This window comes from Actinomadura rubrisoli (assembly GCF_004349215.1).
Classification (GTDB): Bacteria; Actinomycetota; Actinomycetes; order Streptosporangiales; family Streptosporangiaceae; genus Spirillospora; species Spirillospora rubrisoli.
This window is the reverse complement of sequence record NZ_SMKU01000233.1, coordinates 1-14,747: the sequence shown is the minus strand read 5'-3', so window position 1 is coordinate 14,747 and position 14,747 is coordinate 1. Positions and strand designations below refer to the sequence as shown.

Annotated in this window: 16 protein-coding genes; 8 read left to right on the top strand and 8 right to left on the bottom strand. The window is 73.2% G+C overall.

Features of this window, described 5'->3' with window-relative positions:
• Both E1298_RS32355 and E1298_RS32350 read right to left on the bottom strand, forming a co-directional pair.
• On the bottom strand, positions 1–968 hold a 968-nt coding region (locus E1298_RS32355), incomplete at its 3' end, for a glycosyltransferase family 2 protein (RefSeq protein ID WP_131900053.1).
• On the bottom strand, positions 965–2,605 hold the full coding sequence (locus E1298_RS32350; protein ID WP_131900051.1) for a carbamoyltransferase family protein: 1,641 nt from the start codon (positions 2,603–2,605) through the stop codon (positions 965–967). The genes E1298_RS32355 and E1298_RS32350, both read right to left, overlap by 4 nt.
• A 233-nt stretch (positions 2,606–2,838) precedes the next feature.
• Here E1298_RS32350 and E1298_RS32345 point away from each other — a divergent pair, with 233 nt between their 5' ends.
• The 3 genes from E1298_RS32345 (at position 2,839) to E1298_RS32335 (ending at position 5,285) form a co-directional block, all read left to right on the top strand.
• Entirely contained in the window at positions 2,839–3,726 is an 888-nt protein-coding gene (locus tag E1298_RS32345) for a glycosyltransferase family 2 protein (RefSeq protein ID WP_207944965.1), read from the top strand.
• A gap of 34 nt (positions 3,727–3,760) precedes the next feature.
• Complete coding sequence (locus tag E1298_RS32340; protein WP_131900047.1) at positions 3,761–4,588, top strand: glycosyltransferase family 2 protein; 828 nt, start codon at positions 3,761–3,763, stop codon at positions 4,586–4,588.
• Between the two features lie 91 nt (positions 4,589–4,679).
• Positions 4,680–5,285 (top strand): flavodoxin family protein, encoded by a 606-nt coding sequence (locus E1298_RS32335; RefSeq protein ID WP_131900045.1) that lies wholly within the window; start codon positions 4,680–4,682, stop codon positions 5,283–5,285.
• Between the two features lie 30 nt (positions 5,286–5,315).
• On the opposite strand, the gene E1298_RS32330 is transcribed toward E1298_RS32335, so the two are convergent.
• Complete coding sequence (locus E1298_RS32330) at positions 5,316–6,746, bottom strand: MFS transporter (RefSeq protein WP_131900043.1); 1,431 nt, start codon at positions 6,744–6,746, stop codon at positions 5,316–5,318.
• Between the two features lie 108 nt (positions 6,747–6,854).
• Between E1298_RS32330 and E1298_RS32325 the strand changes: the two genes are divergently transcribed.
• Complete coding sequence (locus E1298_RS32325) at positions 6,855–7,751, top strand: helix-turn-helix transcriptional regulator (protein ID WP_131900041.1); 897 nt, start codon at positions 6,855–6,857, stop codon at positions 7,749–7,751.
• A gap of 45 nt (positions 7,752–7,796) precedes the next feature.
• On the opposite strand, the gene E1298_RS32320 is transcribed toward E1298_RS32325, so the two are convergent.
• The gene (locus E1298_RS32320) at positions 7,797–8,249 is read right to left on the bottom strand and encodes a YbhB/YbcL family Raf kinase inhibitor-like protein (RefSeq protein ID WP_131900039.1); all 453 of its coding nucleotides are present in this window, start codon (positions 8,247–8,249) and stop codon (positions 7,797–7,799) included.
• A gap of 17 nt (positions 8,250–8,266) precedes the next feature.
• A complete protein-coding gene (locus tag E1298_RS32315) occupies positions 8,267–8,578 on the bottom strand; it encodes a hypothetical protein (protein ID WP_131900037.1) in 312 nt (103 codons plus the stop codon).
• Between the two features lie 885 nt (positions 8,579–9,463).
• Between E1298_RS32315 and E1298_RS32310 the strand changes: the two genes are divergently transcribed.
• The 3 genes from E1298_RS32310 to E1298_RS32300 all read left to right on the top strand — a co-directional run bounded on the left by E1298_RS32310 (position 9,464) and on the right by E1298_RS32300 (position 11,046).
• On the top strand, positions 9,464–9,805 hold the full coding sequence (locus E1298_RS32310; protein ID WP_131900035.1) for an ArsR/SmtB family transcription factor: 342 nt from the start codon (positions 9,464–9,466) through the stop codon (positions 9,803–9,805).
• Between the two features lie 3 nt (positions 9,806–9,808).
• Positions 9,809–10,315, top strand: coding sequence for an SRPBCC family protein (locus tag E1298_RS32305; RefSeq protein WP_131900033.1), 507 nt, complete (start codon positions 9,809–9,811; stop codon positions 10,313–10,315).
• Between the two features lie 227 nt (positions 10,316–10,542).
• Positions 10,543–11,046 (top strand): dihydrofolate reductase family protein, encoded by a 504-nt coding sequence (locus tag E1298_RS32300; RefSeq protein WP_243725942.1) that lies wholly within the window; start codon positions 10,543–10,545, stop codon positions 11,044–11,046.
• A gap of 234 nt (positions 11,047–11,280) precedes the next feature.
• On the opposite strand, the gene E1298_RS32295 is transcribed toward E1298_RS32300, so the two are convergent.
• Positions 11,281–11,895 (bottom strand): MFS transporter, encoded by a 615-nt coding sequence (locus E1298_RS32295; RefSeq protein ID WP_207944964.1) that lies wholly within the window; start codon positions 11,893–11,895, stop codon positions 11,281–11,283.
• Between the two features lie 116 nt (positions 11,896–12,011).
• Between E1298_RS32295 and E1298_RS32290 the strand changes: the two genes are divergently transcribed.
• Positions 12,012–12,584 (top strand): TetR-like C-terminal domain-containing protein, encoded by a 573-nt coding sequence (locus E1298_RS32290; RefSeq protein WP_131900031.1) that lies wholly within the window; start codon positions 12,012–12,014, stop codon positions 12,582–12,584.
• Between the two features lie 606 nt (positions 12,585–13,190).
• Here the strand turns inward: E1298_RS32290 and E1298_RS32285 are convergent.
• Together E1298_RS32285 and E1298_RS32280 are read right to left on the bottom strand one after the other, a co-directional pair.
• Positions 13,191–13,610, bottom strand: a complete 420-nt coding sequence (locus E1298_RS32285; RefSeq protein WP_131900029.1) for a hypothetical protein — start codon at positions 13,608–13,610, stop codon at positions 13,191–13,193.
• A 93-nt stretch (positions 13,611–13,703) separates the two neighbouring features.
• The coding region (locus E1298_RS32280) for an AMP-binding protein (protein ID WP_165975789.1) at positions 13,704–14,747 on the bottom strand (1,044 nt) is incomplete at its 5' end.

The following is a 14,747-nucleotide window of genomic DNA, read 5'->3' as shown; positions in this document are numbered from 1 at the left end:
CCCCCCGAGACCAGGGCCGTCGCGGTGGCCAACTCCCGCACCCCGGGCGAATCCGCCCGCCCGAGCCTCCCGCCCCACAGCGGCAGGCGATCCTGCGCGGTGTGGGTCGCCCGCGTGGGGAGGCCCGTTCGGGCGGAGGCGCGTGAGGAGAGCTTGGCGGGCTTTCTCTCGCGTGGCGTAGAGAGCGCCACGAGCGTGGCGGCGAGGGTCAGGGTGGACGCGGCGGTGGCCAGGAGGTGTTCGCGGAGGAGGCCGCGGCCCTCGCCGGCGCGGGTGCGCCAGCCGCGGCCGTGGACGCGCCACATGAGGATGTCGTCGGCGTTGCCGGCCTGGGCGCGGACCGAGGCCCAGAAGCCCGCCGGGCGGACCGGGTGCGTCACCTGGCGGGTGCCGCGGACGAGGCGGTGGCCGGCGTCCAGGGCCCGCAGCGCCAGGTCCGCGTCCTCGCGGTAGGCGCGGCGGAAGCGCTCGTCGAAGCCGCCGAGCTCGGCGAGCACGCCGCGGCGGTAGGCCATGTCGGCGGTGATCCAGTCGGCGTCCGCGAGCCCGGCGGTGCCGCGCTCCCAGTCGGTGGGGCGCCGGTCGTCCGGCAGCGGCACCGTCACCCCGCCCTGCGACCCGGCGACCGTGGACGGCAGGTTCGCGAGGTCGGCGGCCAGCCGCGCGGGCCAGCCCGGCTCGGGGACGACGTCGTCGTCCAGGAAAGCGACCCACTCCGTCGCCGCGGCGCGCCAGCCGGTGTTGCGGGCGGCGGCGGGCCCCCGGCCCCCCGAGCGCAGCACCCGGATCTCCAGGCCGTCCACGGGCGGCGGGAGCGGCAGCGGCGCGCCGGGCCGGGGCCGGTCGTCCACGACGATGATCTCGTGCGGCGCGGGGCCCGGGCCCTCGCCGACGGCGGTCAGCAGCGCGTGCAGCAGGACGCGCAGGCTCTCCCGCCCGACGGTGGGGACGACGACGCTGTAGCTCATCGGGCGTGCACCCCCCGGCGCCGCACCACGTACGGGCCGATGGCCAGCAGGTCCACCGGCGCCGAGCCGAAGCACTCCAGCGCGTCGCGCGGGTCGTCGACCATCGGGCGGCCCGCGGTGTTCAGGCTGGTGTTGACGATGACGGGCAGGCCGGTGCGGCGGCGGAACTCCTCCAGGAGCCGCGCCACCAGCGGCTCGTCCTCCGGCGCGACGGTCTGGATCCGCGCGGTGCCGTCCACGTGCACGACCGCCGGGATCCGCTCGCGCCAGCCGGACCGGACCCGGTGCACGAACAGCATGAACGGGCTCGGGAGCGGCCCTTCGAAGATCTCGGACGCGTGGCCGAGCGCGACCATCGGCGCGATCGGACGGAACTGCTCGCGTCCCTTGACGTCGTTGAGCCGCTCCACGTTGGCGGCATGGCCGGGGTGGGCGAGCAGCGAGCGGTGCCCGAGCGCGCGCGGGCCGAACTCGGAGCGGCCCTGGAACCACGCCACGATCTCGTTCTGGGCGAGGGCCTCGGCCACCGTCGCGGCCAGGTCGTCCGGCCGCTCGTACGGGATCTTGGCGGTGTCGAGGTACCGGGCGAGCGCCTCGTCGTCCCATCGGCGGCCGAGGTCGGCGCCCGGCATCGCGGTGACCGGCTCGCCCGCGGCCCGCGCGAGGTGGAGCGCTGCGCCGAGCGCCGTGCCCGCGTCGCCCGCGGCGGGCTGGATCCAGATGTCGTCGTACGGCCCGGTCTCGGCGAGGCGCGAGTTGGCGACGCAGTTGAGGGCCACGCCGCCCGCGAGCATCAGCCGCCCGGAGCCGGTGCGGCCGTGCAGCCAGGCCGCCAGGTCCAGCAGCACCTCTTCGAGACGGGCCTGGACGCTCGCGGCGAGGTCGGCGTGGTCGCGGGTCCACTCCCCGTCGGGCGCGCGGGCCTTGGCGAGCGCGCCCCAGTCGATGGGCACGACGGCGAAGCCGCCGTCTCCCGTGGCGCCGACGTGCTCGCGCAGCTCGTCCAGGAAGCGCGGCTCCCCATAGGACGCCAGCGCCATGACCTTGTACTCGTCGCTGGAGCGCAGGAACCCCAGATGCTCGGTGAGGTCCTCGTACATGAGGCCGAGGGAGTGCGGGAGACGCTGGGTGCGCAGCGTGGTCAGCGTGCCGTCCGCGTAGGTCCCGGCCAGGTGCGAGTGCGACTCGCCGCGGCCGTCCAGGACGAGCACGTCCCCGTCGCCGGGGCCGGGCGCGGCGAGCCCGGCGGACGCGGCGTGCGCCACGTGGTGCGGCACGTACCGGACGATTCCGGGATCGAGGCCGGGGAGGGCGGTGGAGAGGAAATTGGGCGCGCGCTGCGCGTACAGCGTGCGCAGGCGCTCCCATTGGACGTCGTGCCCGTCGATTCCCGGCTCGACGAGGGCCGGGTCGTAGGAATAGGCGACGGCGTCGAGGTCGCCCGGCTCCAGTCCGGCCTCGTCAAGGCACCACCGCGCCGCCTTCTCGGGCAATTCCCATCCGGAGAAGGGCACTGGACGTTTCCCGTGCTTGCGGCGGCTGAAGCGTTCCTCCTCGGCGGCCGCGACGACCTGCCCGCCATCGACCAGCGCGGCGGACGGGTCGTGAAAGATCGCGTTGATTCCGAGCACGCGCATATGAGCCCCGTTTCGGCGCAGCAGTGGGTGATTGGGCGGTGCCGTCGTCGTAGGCACCCGCCTGAAGGGGATCTTCGAACCGAATCCCCTGTAGGTGATTCGGCATTGCCCGGAAAGAGGTCTCTAAACGCTTGTGCCGGAAAAGGCACTGGTGAGCGAAGTCCCTGTTGGTGGCGGCGTGGCCCGTGTGCCGTGCGCACATGAGGCCGCCGCGTGCGGGTACGGGCCGTCCCATGCGCCTCACCGTCGTCGTCATCACCCGGGACCGGCGGCAGTCGCTGCTGGCGACGCTCGCCCGGCTGCGCGCCCTCCCCGGACCGCCCCCGGTCATCGTCGTGGACAACGCCTCGCGGGACGGCACCGCCGGCGCCGTCGCGTCCGGGTTCCCGGAGTTCCGGCTGATCCGGTCCCCGCACAACCTCGGCGCCGTGGCGCGCAACCTCGCGGTCGACCACGTCCGCACCCCGTATGTGGCGTTCTGCGACGACGACACCTGGTGGGACCCGGACGCGCCGTCCCGCGCGGCGGCGCTGCTCGACGCGCACCCGCGCCTGGCGGTCGTGACCGGACGGATCCTGGTGGAGCCCGGCGGCCGCGAGGACCCGATCGTCCCCGAACTGCGCGACTCGCCCGTCCCCGGGCCCGCGTGGCTGCCGGGCCCCGCGCTCGGGTCGTTCCTCGCCGGGGCGTCGATGGTGCGCGCCGAGGCGTTCCGCGAGGCCGGCGGGTTCTCGCCGCGGCTGTGGCTCGGCGGCGAGGAGGAACTGCTGAGCGCGGACCTGATGGCGCTCGGCTGGCACCTGTGCTACGCCGAGGACGTCGTCGTCCACCACGAGCCGTCCCCGCTGCGCGAGGCGCACCTGCGGCGCCGCCACGGCATCCGCAACACGCTGTGGTTCACCTGGCTGCGCCGTCCCGTGCCCGTGGCGGTCCGGCGGACGGCCGGGCTGCTGCGCACGCTGCCGCGCGACCGGGTCACCGCCGGGGCCCTCGCCGAGGCCGCCGCCGGGCTGCCCTGGGTCGCCCGCGAGCGCCGGCGCCTGCCGCCGGACGTCGAGGACCGGCTCCACCGCCTGGAGGCGTCCCAGCGGGCCTCCAAGGCGCGCCGCTACGTGAGCTGAACGAGCCGCTGAGCCCGACCGAGGGAGCCGTCCGATGTCCGACGTCACGATCGTGGTCGCCACCCGGGACCGCGCGCCGGAGCTGCGCCGCAGCCTCGGCAGGCACGAGGCCCCGGTGATCGTGATCGACAACGCCTCCGCCGACGACACCCCGCGCGTCGCCGAGGAGGCGGGCGCGCACGTGCTGCGGCTGCCCCGCAACCTGGGCGCCGCCGCCCGCAACCTCGGCGCCGAGCGGGCCGGGACCCGCTACATCGCGTTCGCCGACGACGATTCCTGGTGGGCGCCCGGCGCGCTGGGGCGGGCCGTGGAGATCCTCGACGCGCACCCGGGGACGGCACTGCTCGCCGCGCGGGTCCTGGTCGGGGAGGACGAGCGGCCCGAGCCGGTCTCGGAGCAGATGGCGCTCGCCCCGCTCGGACGACCCGCCGGGCTCCCCGGGCCCGCCATCCTCGGCTTCCTGGCCTGCTCGGCCATCGTCCGCCGGGACGCCTTCCTGGACGCCGGCGGCTTCTCCGACGTCCTGCACTTCGGCGGCGAGGAGGAACTGCTCGCGCTCGACCTGGCCGCCGCGGGCTGGGGCCTGGCCTACGCGCCCGAGCTCGTCGTCCACCACCATCCGTCCACGCAGGGGCGCGACCCGTCCGCGCGGCGGCGCAGGGAGGCCCGCAACCGGCTCCTCACCGCGTGGCTGCGGCGGCCGCTGCCCGCGGTCGCCAGGATCGCCGCCTCCGCCCTGGGCAGCCGGGACGGCCGGGCGGGCCTCGCCGACGCCGCCCGGCTCGTCCCGGCGCTGCTGCGCGCCCGCCGTCCCGTCCCGCCCGCGGTGGAGGCCGCCCGCGCACGGCTGACGCGCTACTGACCTGGGCCCGGCGCGCCTGATCGCGTTTCGCGGCGGAGGGCTGGGTAGACGCCGGTAGACCGGCCTGCCGAGAAAGCGAAGGAGGCGCCGGATGCGCGCCGTGGTGATCAACTGCACGCTCAAGCGCTCGCCCGAGACGTCCAACACCGAGGCGCTGGCCGCGGTGGTCGAGGACGAGCTGCGCGCCAGGGACGTCAAGGTGCGCTCCATCCGGGCCGTGGACCTCGACATCCCGCCCGGCGTGGAGACCGACCTCGGCCCCGGCGACGCCTGGCCGGGCGTGCACCGGACCCTGCTGGAGTCGGAGATCCTGGTGATCGCCTCGCCGACCTGGGCGGGGCACCCGTCCTCGATCGCCCAGCGGGTCGTCGAGCGGATGGACGCGATGCTGTCGGAGACCGACGACGCCGGACGGCCGGTCGCCTACAACCGGGTGGCGGGCGTGGTCGTCACCGGCAACGAGGACGGCGCGCACCACGTGATCAGCGAGATCAGCGGGGCGCTGAACGAGTTCGGCTACACGATCCCCGGCCAGGCGTGGACGTACTGGAACCGGGGCCCCGGCCCCGGGCCGAGCTACCTGGACGCCGACTCGGGCCGGGACTGGTCGGCGAGCACGGCCCGGGCGATGGCGTCCAACCTCGTGGCCGTCGCCGCCGCCCTGGCCGAGCGGCCCATGCCCGCGCCCCCGTCCTGACCGGCGGGCACGGCCGCTGTCCCGCGGTGATCAGCGTTCGGCGCGCGGCTCGGCGCGGCCGCGCGCGAGGGCCAGGGCGCACACGGCGCCGACCCCCGCGACGGCGGCGAGCGCCCAGCCGGTGCCGTACTCGGCGTGCCGGGTGGAGCCGCCGTCCTCGGCCATGGTGAGGAACAGCGTCCCGACGGTGGCGACCCCGGTGACCTGGCCGATCTGCATGAGCGTCAGCAGCAGCCCGCTGGCGTCGGCGGCGTCCTCGGCCGGGACGTGCTCCAGCGCGACCGTCATGATGATCGGCATGACGCCGAGGCCGAAGCCGATCACCGCGGTCAGGATCAGGTAGGGCGCGCCGCCGTCCGCCAGCGGCCCGACGCACAGGTAGCCCGCCGCGGCCAGCGCGAACCCGGACGGGACGGCGCGGCGCTGCCAGCGGGCGGGCAGCCGCCGCCAGTTCAGCCCGACCAGCCCGAACGCGGTGACGGACGGCACGAACGCCAGCCCCGACTCCAGCGGCGACAACTCCAGGTCGCCTTGCAGGTGCAGCGTCGTGGTGAACAGGAACGCGCCCCAGGTGGCCGGGCCGAACAGGAGCGCGACGCAGGCCGGCGCCAGCCGGGGCGCGCGCAACACGCGCACGGAGATCAACGGCCGCCTCCCGCGCGCGGCGACGCGGCGCTCCACCGCGACGAACGCGGCGAAGAACGCGGCGCTCGCCGCCAGCGAGAGCCAGCCCCACAGCGGCCAGTCCAGCTCGTGGCCCAGGATCAGCGGGACGACGAACAGCAGCACCGCCGGGGTGAGGGTGGCGAGGCCGGGCAGGTCCAGGTCGCCGCCGCGCGGACTCTCGTCGCGGGGCAGCAGCCGCGGTCCCGCGAGCAGCAGCGCGGCGCCGATCGGGACGTTGACGAGGAAGACCGTCCGCCAGCCGGTCCCGAACAGGTCCGCGCTGACCAGCAGGCCGCCCGCGGCCTGCCCGACGACCACGCCGCCCGCGATGACGGCCGAGTAGAGGCCGAGCGCGCGGGCCCGCGCCTCCCCGGCGAAGTTCCGCTGGATCATCGACATCACCTGCGGCGTCATGAGCGCGGCCCCGGCGCCCTGCAGGAACCGGAACGCCACGAGCGGCCAGGTCGACGGCGCCAGCCCGCAGGCCAGCGACATCACGGTGAACGAGGCCAGCCCGAGGTGGTACATGCGGCGGTGCCCGGCGATGTCGCCGAGCCGCGCGCCGGTGATCAGCAGGACGGCGTAGGAGATGATGTACCCGGCCACGACCAGCTGGAGGCCGGAGCCGGAGGCGTGCAGGTCGGTGCGCATGGTCGGCAGCGCCACGTTGACGATGTTGACGTCCAGGATGGCCATGAACTGGCCGAGCAGGATGAGGGCGAGCATGCGGCCGCCCGGCCCGTTCCGCGTGCCCCGTTCGGGAACAATCCCGCGCAGATCGGTTGTCTGTGTCATATGTACGATCATGCTGGCAGACCGATACCGGTAACGAGAGCCCGTCGATACTGGTACTGACAGCACCTGGAACGGATCGGCGACGGACGGCAGGCTGGGGGAGTGACCATGACCAGCGTGAGCACCACCCGCGGCGCGGGCGGCCCCGGGGCTGGGGGGCGGCACCGCCGGTCCGAGCTCGCCGCGTTCCTGCGCAGCCGCCGCGAGCGCATCACCCCGTCCGACGTCGGGATGCCGCCGGGCCCGCGCCGCCGCACGCCCGGACTGCGCCGCGAGGAGGTCGCGCAGCTCGCCGGGGTCGGCGTCACCTGGTACACGTGGCTGGAGCAGGGCCGTCCGATCAACGCCAGCACGCAGGTCCTGGACGCGGTGGCCCGCACGCTGCGGCTGGACGGCACCGAGCGCGAGCACCTGTACCGGCTGGCCGAGGTCCCCGACGCGGCGCCGCCGGACGAGAACGAGAACCTCCCGGAGGACGTCCAGACCATCCTCGACGCGCTCTCCCCGCTACCGGCGACGGTGTGCAACGGCCGCTCGGACGTCCTGGCGTGGAACCGCGCCTACGCGGCGATGTTCCCCGGCATCGTGAGCGCGCCGCCGTGCGAGCGGAACACGCTGTGGATGTCGTTCACCCACCCGCCGTGCTGCAACCCGGTCGTGAACCTGGCGGAGGAGGCGCCGGTGTTCGTCGCGGTGTTCCGGCACCGCTACAGCCTGCACCTGAACGAGCCGGGATGGAGGGAGCTGGTCACGCGGCTCCAGGCGGCCAGCCCCCTCTTCGCCCGGCTGTGGGCCGACCACGACGTCGCCCTGCCGGGTCCGCGGACCAAGGTGTTCCGGCACAACGCCGTCGGAGAGATGCGGACCCGCACCACCAGCATGGACATCGCCGGGTCCCCAGGCGCCCGCCTGATCGTCTACACGCCGACCGACGAGGAGAGCCGCGAGCGGATCGGCCGGCTGCTCGACAACCCCGGCGCCGCCCCTACCGACCACACCCACTGACGGGCGCACCCGCTCACGACGGCGCCCCTGCCGGGCGCGCGTCGCTCAGCGCGCGAACGTGCCGACGATCGTCCCGGACGCGACGACCTTGTCCTGGAGGGCGACGCGCAGGTCCTCGGCCGTGAACCCCGGCCGGAGCCCCGACGGCTCCGACAGCCCGTACAGCCGGAAGTAGTACCGGTGCGGGTCGTCGCCCACCGGCGGCTTCGGCCCGCCGTACCCGTCGGTCCCGTAGTCGTTGCGCCCGATCACGGCCCCGGTCGGCCGCTCGCCCGCGTCCAGCCCGGTGGTCGACGGGTCGATGCCCGCCAGCAGCCAGTGCGCGAACGTACCGGACGGCGCGTCCGGGTCCTCGCACGCCAGGGCCAGCTCCACCACCTCCTCGGGCGGCTCGGGCCACTCCAGCGGCGGCGAGACGTCGCCGCTGTCGTGCGAGTACTCGGCCGGAATGACCGTGTGATCGTCGAACGCCGCGCTGCGCAGAGTCATCTCTTCCATGCCCGGGTCGTGCCCGGTCAGCCGTCCGCGACACCCAGGTGATCACCGGCCACCCGACCCCGCGCCGCCGCGCTCCCACCGGGGCCGGTCCGCAGCGCCACGTCGAGGTCGTCGCCCGGCTCGCACATCTCCAGCACCGTCTCGGCCAGGGCCCCGCCCGCATCCTGCACCTCCTGGTAGCCCTGGCCGGGACGCTCGCTGTCCCGGCTTCTGCGCGCCGGTTCGCGCCGGTCGGCTTCAGGCGAGGCCGTCCAGGCCGCCGGGCCTGGCCCGCGGCGGACGAGCCGGTGGACCGTCTCGTCCGCGCCGTCCGGTGTCCCGTCGCCCAACTCCGGCCTCGTTTCGTTAAGTCCCGGACGAAACAACTCCGCGATACCTGACACCCACCCGGCGCCAGAATCGGCGCTTGGCGGTCGTCTCAGCCCCCAACGTGCAGGCGCGCGTGAGGGACGGTGAGACGAAAAGGGGAACTGCGGTGTAGTCAGGTGGGGAAGCAGACCGTGGCGTCGGCTCTCCAGTGAAGGATGCGAAGACGGGTACACGGCGCAGGAACTCATCATCCGAAAGGAGAGCATTCATGAGCGTTCCGGTATGCGGGCAATGCGGCCGCGTCCGGTGTATCTGTTCGCCATCTGCCGCGCCGCATCCGGCCCGGCCGGGGCGGGCGCCAGGTCGCCGCGCATGACTCCGAAGAGTTGAACTCGGCAACGTGCTGGCGGCGAGCGCGCGTGCCAGGTCCGCCAGCTCGGTGCCGTCCAGTCCGCGCGTCCTGGCATTCTGGCCTCGCTCGGTCAGGACGGGTATGTGACACTTCGGCCATTTCTTGCCCGCGCCGTCCGGCCGGGTTTATCCGCAAGCCGTAGCCGACGGGTTTCGGCAACGAACTTTTGGCCGTTGCGTTCGGTCCATGCGTGACGCCATCGACGTCCTCGGGGGCCTGCAAATCAGAGATAACACATAGCTTGCTCCGACGAGTCAACAGTGCAATCGGACGCCACGTCCGCATCGAACTGTTGAGCGCGGAATCTCTGGCTCTGACCGAGCAGCGGCTGGCCACCACGCTCCAACGCGGACTGCTGCTGTGACGCGGGTGGTGCGCGCGTGGTGGGCCTTGCGGGCGGCCGGCTCAGTGGGGTCGGTGGCGATCGTCATCTGAGAAGGCCCGTCTGGTCCCTCCGGCTTGACGCATGCCGATATGGGTATACGATGAGGTCATGGCACGGGCAGCGACGACGTCGGACGTCTTCAACGCGATCGCCGAGCCGCAGCGCCGGGAGATCCTGGCGCTGCTGCGGGCCGGTGAGCGGCCGGTGACCGAGTTGGCCCGGGAACTGGGGATGACCCAGCCGGGGGCGTCCAAACATCTGCGGGTGCTGCGGGAGGTGGGGCTGGTGCGAGACCGCAAGGCGGGCAAGCAGCGCCTGTACGGCCTGGACGCCCGCGGGCTGCGGCCGGTTCACGAGTGGACCGGCGGGTTCGAGCGGTTCTGGAGCGAGAGCTTCGACCGGCTGGACGCGTACGTGCAGGACCTGAAACAGGCAAGGCAGGGGGAGTAGCTGATGAGCGAGACGGGACGAGGAGCGCCCGCGCAGCCCGCGACGGCCGACCGCGAGACCGTGATCTCCCGGGTCATCGACGCGCCACGAGAACTGGTGTTCGAGGCGTTCACCGAAGTCCGGCACCTGTCGCGGTGGTGGGGACCGGAAGGGTTCACCACCACCACGCGGGCGTTCGAGTTCCGCGTCGGCGGAGTGTGGGACTTCGTGATGCACGGACCGGACGGAACCGACTACACCGAGTGGATCACATGGCAGGAGATCGCCGCGCCGGAGCGCATCACGCTGCTGCACGGTGAGTCCCGCGGCGACCCGGACGCCTTCGAGTCGGTCCTGACGTTCGCACCCGACGGCGCGGCGACCCGGATCGAGATGCGCACGGTGTTCCCCACCAAAGAACTACGCGACCAAGCGGTAGAGAAGTACCACGCGATCGAGGCCGGCCGGCAGACCCTGAACAACCTGGCCGCCTACCTCACCGAGATCCTTCCAAAGGGAGCACAGGACTGATGCCCGGGAAGGGTGTCCGGGGTTGCGGAACAGTGGTTAGCGGTCTGGCCTCGTGGGCGTTGGATCGATGCGGCGGAGCCGACCGGCAGGTGAGTCCCGCGACACATCGATGATTCCGCACGACCGGTTTCCCGGGCGCAACCACTGGATGGAGTTCATGGTGTCGAATACCACCTGCCATATGTCGATCTCACTGGACGGCTTCGTCGCCGGACCTGACCAGAGCCGTGAGGCCCCTCCACATCGGCGACCCGCGGGCCAACGATGCGGACAAGATCGCGAACGAGTGGCTGATGCGCCCGAGGGGCGCATACGTCATGGGCCGCAACATGTTCGGCCCGATCCGCGGGGACTGGGACGAGGACTGGTCGGGCTGGTGGGGCCCCGAACCGCCCTACCACGCGCCGGTGTTCGTACTGACCCGCCACCCCCGCGATCCGATCCCGATGGACGGGGGGACGACGTTCTACTTTGTCACCGACGGCTTCGACGCGGCATACTCCGCGGCGTGCCAGGCCGCAGGCGACAAGGGCGTGGACATCGCCGGCGGTGCCTCGACCGTCCGGCAGGCACTGGCAGCCGGGGTGATCGACGAACTCACCCTCGACATCGCGCCCGTTCTGCTCGGTTCGGGCGAGCGGATCTTCGACGGGGTCGACTTCGACTTCGAGCCCGTCGAGGTGCTTCACTCCCCGCTGGCCACCCACATCCGCTACCGCCGCACCATCTGACCGTCGGGCCATATCCACTGCTGGGTCCAAGTCCAGCGCACCAGAGCCTCGATGGCGCGCAGGCCCACGGGCCACCACACCCGGGGCAGACCAAGGCGTCCATGAGAGCCGGGTCGGTTCCGGCCGGCGACCCCCTTCGACGAGGCCGCGCACCGCCGCGGCGAAGTCGTCGCGGAACATGCCCAGCATGGCGTCGGTCTGTTCCGGGAACAGGGACAGGTAGTGCAGTCCGTCTCAGCGTCCGCCGCGGTCGCATCCCCAGCCGTGGATGAGGACCAGCGCCGGCCCGTCGGCCGGTCCGCTGGCGGTGTACCGGATCGTGCTGATCCTGCTGCTCGCGGTCGTCACGGTGTTTCCTTCCTTCGCGTGAAGGAATGCGGTGGTCGCCGCGGCGATGCCGCCGAGCACGGCGGTGGCGACGCCCGCGCGCCCACGGGCGTGCGGCGGTTCGAGGTCGACGAGGGTGGCGCTCAGGGTGGTCGTCGCCGCCCCGGTGGCGATTCCCTGAAGCACCCGGGCGGCAGACAGGACCACCACGTCCCCGGCGGTGAGGAACAGGACGAGCGCGATCATCTCCAGCGCGATCGCCGCGGCGAGCACCGGCCTGCGGCCGAGGTGGTCCGACAGCGCCCCGACGACGAGCAACGAGCCCAGCAGGCCGACCACGTACAGGGCGAAGACGACGGTCAACACCCACGTCGGGAAATGCCATTGCTGCTGATAGACCGGGTAGAGCGGGGACGGCACGCTGGAAGCGGCCAGGAAGACGACGAAGACGGCGGCCATGCTGAGGAAGGCGGTCCCGCGCCGCACACGGTGCGCGCCCTCGTCGGAGGGGACGGCAGACACAACAGAGTCAACAGACATATGGCTCTCGCAATGATCTGTGCGTTAGTAGTGCGACCGTAACACAAACGCAGTGATCTTTGCATTATTGAAGCAGTGATCTGTGCGATACTGGCCGAGTGTCCACTACCGGTTCTCCTGCCCCGCAGACCGGGAGCCGGCCAGGAGGCCGCTCCGCCCGGGTCCGCGCGGCCGTCCACCGGGCCATCAAGGAGCTGGTCGCCGACGAGGGCGGCGAACCACTGACGATCCCGGTCGTGGCCGCCCGCGCCGGCGTGCACGCCACCACGGTCTACCGCCGCTGGGGCACCGTCGGTGAGCTGCTCGCCGACGTCGCGACCAGCCGCTTCTCCGGCGACATCGTGGTACCGAACACCGGAAGCCTCCGCGGGGACCTGGAACGCTATGCCTCCGACCTCGCCAAGGACCTCTGTGACCCGGACACCCTCGCCCTGGTACGCGCCACCATCGGCACCGGCGGAGAACAAGGCGCCGCCGCATGCCGCGGAGAACGCCGGCAACAGCTCGAAGCCATACTCGAACGGGCCCAGGCCCGGGGCGAACACTCCCCGACCCTGGAACGCACCACGGACGCCGTGCTCGCTCCCCTCTACTACCGAGCCGTCTTCACCGACGAGCCCCTCACTCCCGAATGGGCACACACCCTCGTGTCACACCTACTGCCGGACTGACCACGTCCAGCGGGGCTGCGACGCCCACCCCGGCGGACGCGGCCCGTGACCTACGCGGTGACGGCCCCGACAACCCAGGCGACTGGCCCAACACGAGATCCACGACGGATACACCGAGCGCAGATGGGCCACCGACGCCACTCTGGGCTGTCGCCGGTGCTTAGCAGCTCGTCCGCCTTTCAGTGGCCTGGCCGCTGGCGATGAAGGCGATCACCTGGGACGGCCCGCGGGCCGGCCAGGTCGGCGGGAATGAAACGCACTGAGCCGGCCGTGCTCCGTACGTCGTTCACGACCTGGCTCCGCGGCCCGGGTCGGTGCCGGTGGTGATCAGCGCCGTCTTGATGCTGAACGCTCTTCTCTGGTTCTTCACCCACAAGTCGGACCTAGAAAATTGAATGGCTCGAAGATCGCCCTCGCGGCCGTCGAAGCGCGCGACGCGGGTCCGCTGGACGCCGTCCCAGGTCGAGCGGGTCCGTGCCGCGCCGGCCGCCTCGTCCGCTCCCCGTGGACACCCGGCTCGCCGCCGTGGCGTCGCGCTCCCGTCCAGGCTCGGCCCTCGGAGTACGCGCCCGCCCTCGTCCGGTCGCTGCTCGCCTCCGGCCGGGGTCAGCGGGTCCGCCGCAGCCCCGCGTATTGCAGCGCGCCGAAGCCCGCCACGACGATCGCCTGGAGGACCGTCCAGACCGCTCCCGCGGTGTTCAGGGAGAACCAGCTCAAGGCCACCGTGACGACGCTCAGCACCGCCCACAGCGCGTTCGCCTCCACCACCGCGCTCACGGCGTGGCGGTGGGGGCGGGCGGGCATCGAGATCACCCACACGGCCGCCGCGTACACGAGCAGGAACGCGCCGATCAGCCGGCCGGGACCGGCCTCCAGCCCGAGCAGGTCGTCGAGCGGGCCGGCCAGCGCCAGGTATGCCAGCCCGTTGGCGCCGGTCACGGCCGCGTCCAGGCGCAGCGCGAGGCGGAGCAGGCGGTTGCCGTCGCTGAACAGGCCGCCTTCGGTGATGGAACGGATCGCGGTCATCGGGGTTCCCCTTCCAGTGGTCCCTCGTCGATGACCATGACGCTACGAGCGCGGGGTGCGGCGCGGCGATTACCCGGGACGTAACCGGCCGTCTCAATCGGGAGGTTCGCCGGGGGCCAGGCCGGGCAGGTCGCGCTTGAGGACCTTGCCCGCCGCGTTGCGGGGCAGCTCGTCCAGGAAGACGACCTCGCGGGGCACCTTGTAGCGGGCGAGGTTGGCCGCGACGTGCGCCTTCACCTCGTCCTCGGTGAGGCCGCGCGCGACGACGAAGGCGCGCAGCCGCTGCCCGAACTCCGCGTCCGGGACGCCCGCGACGGCGGCCTCGTCCACGGCGGGATGGGCGGAAAGGAGGTCCTCCACCTCGCCGGGGTGGACGTTCTCGCCGCCCGAGACGATCATCTCGTCGGCGCGGCCGTCGACGTGCAGCCGCCCACCGCCGTCCAGGTGGCCGAGGTCGCCGACCGCCATCAGCCCGCCGACCTCCTCCTTGCCGCCCCCGCCGGTGTAGCCGCCGAAGCGGGCCGGGGAGTCCACGAAGATCCGCCCGACGGCGCCGGGCGGCACGGGACGGGCGTCGTCGCCGAGGACCGCCACGGTCGTGCCGAGGGGCGGGCGTCCGGCGCATCCGGGCGCCGCGGCCAGGTCATCCGGGGTGGCGATCGTGATGCAGGACGCCTCGGTGGAGCCGTAGAAGTTGTAGACGGACGGTCCGAACGCCGCCATCGCCCGGCGGCAGAGATCGGCGTCCAGCCGCGCCCCGCCCGTCATGACCACGCGGAGGCGGGACAGGTCGCGGGACGCCAGGCCCGGGGACGCCAGGACGCGGCCCAGCATCACCGGCACCGCGATGAAGGAGCCGCAGCGGTGCGCCTCCAGGTCGTCCAGGACCGTCTCGGCGTCGAAGCGGCGGCGCAGCACGAGGGTCGAGCCGAGGCCGAGCGCGAGGAGGGCGGTGGTCAGGCCGAGGCCGTGGAATAGCGGCGGCGCGACGAACGCCGGCTCCCCGCCGCGCAGCGGCACCTTCGCCAGGATGCCGCCGGGCAGCGCCATCGACCGGGACGGCGGGCGCGGCGCCCCCCTCGGCCGACCGGACGTGCCGCTGGTGAGGATCACGATCGAGCCGTGCCGGGACGGGGC

Coding starts and splice junctions, on each gene's coding strand:
- E1298_RS32335 (WP_131900045.1), top strand. CDS start 4,680: ATGCGCGCCGTGGTGATCAACTGCACGCTCAAGCGCTCGCCCGAGACG.
- E1298_RS32325 (WP_131900041.1), top strand. CDS start 6,855: ATGACCAGCGTGAGCACCACCCGCGGCGCGGGCGGCCCCGGGGCTGGG.
- E1298_RS32310 (WP_131900035.1), top strand. CDS start 9,464: ATGGCACGGGCAGCGACGACGTCGGACGTCTTCAACGCGATCGCCGAG.
- E1298_RS32320 (WP_131900039.1), bottom strand. CDS start 8,249: ATGGAAGAGATGACTCTGCGCAGCGCGGCGTTCGACGATCACACGGTC.
- E1298_RS32305 (WP_131900033.1), top strand. CDS start 9,809: ATGAGCGAGACGGGACGAGGAGCGCCCGCGCAGCCCGCGACGGCCGAC.
- E1298_RS32350 (WP_131900051.1), bottom strand. CDS start 2,605: ATGCGCGTGCTCGGAATCAACGCGATCTTTCACGACCCGTCCGCCGCG.
- E1298_RS32345 (WP_207944965.1), top strand. CDS start 2,839: ATGCGCCTCACCGTCGTCGTCATCACCCGGGACCGGCGGCAGTCGCTG.
- E1298_RS32330 (WP_131900043.1), bottom strand. CDS start 6,746: ATGACACAGACAACCGATCTGCGCGGGATTGTTCCCGAACGGGGCACG.
- E1298_RS32340 (WP_131900047.1), top strand. CDS start 3,761: ATGTCCGACGTCACGATCGTGGTCGCCACCCGGGACCGCGCGCCGGAG.
- E1298_RS32285 (WP_131900029.1), bottom strand. CDS start 13,610: ATGACCGCGATCCGTTCCATCACCGAAGGCGGCCTGTTCAGCGACGGC.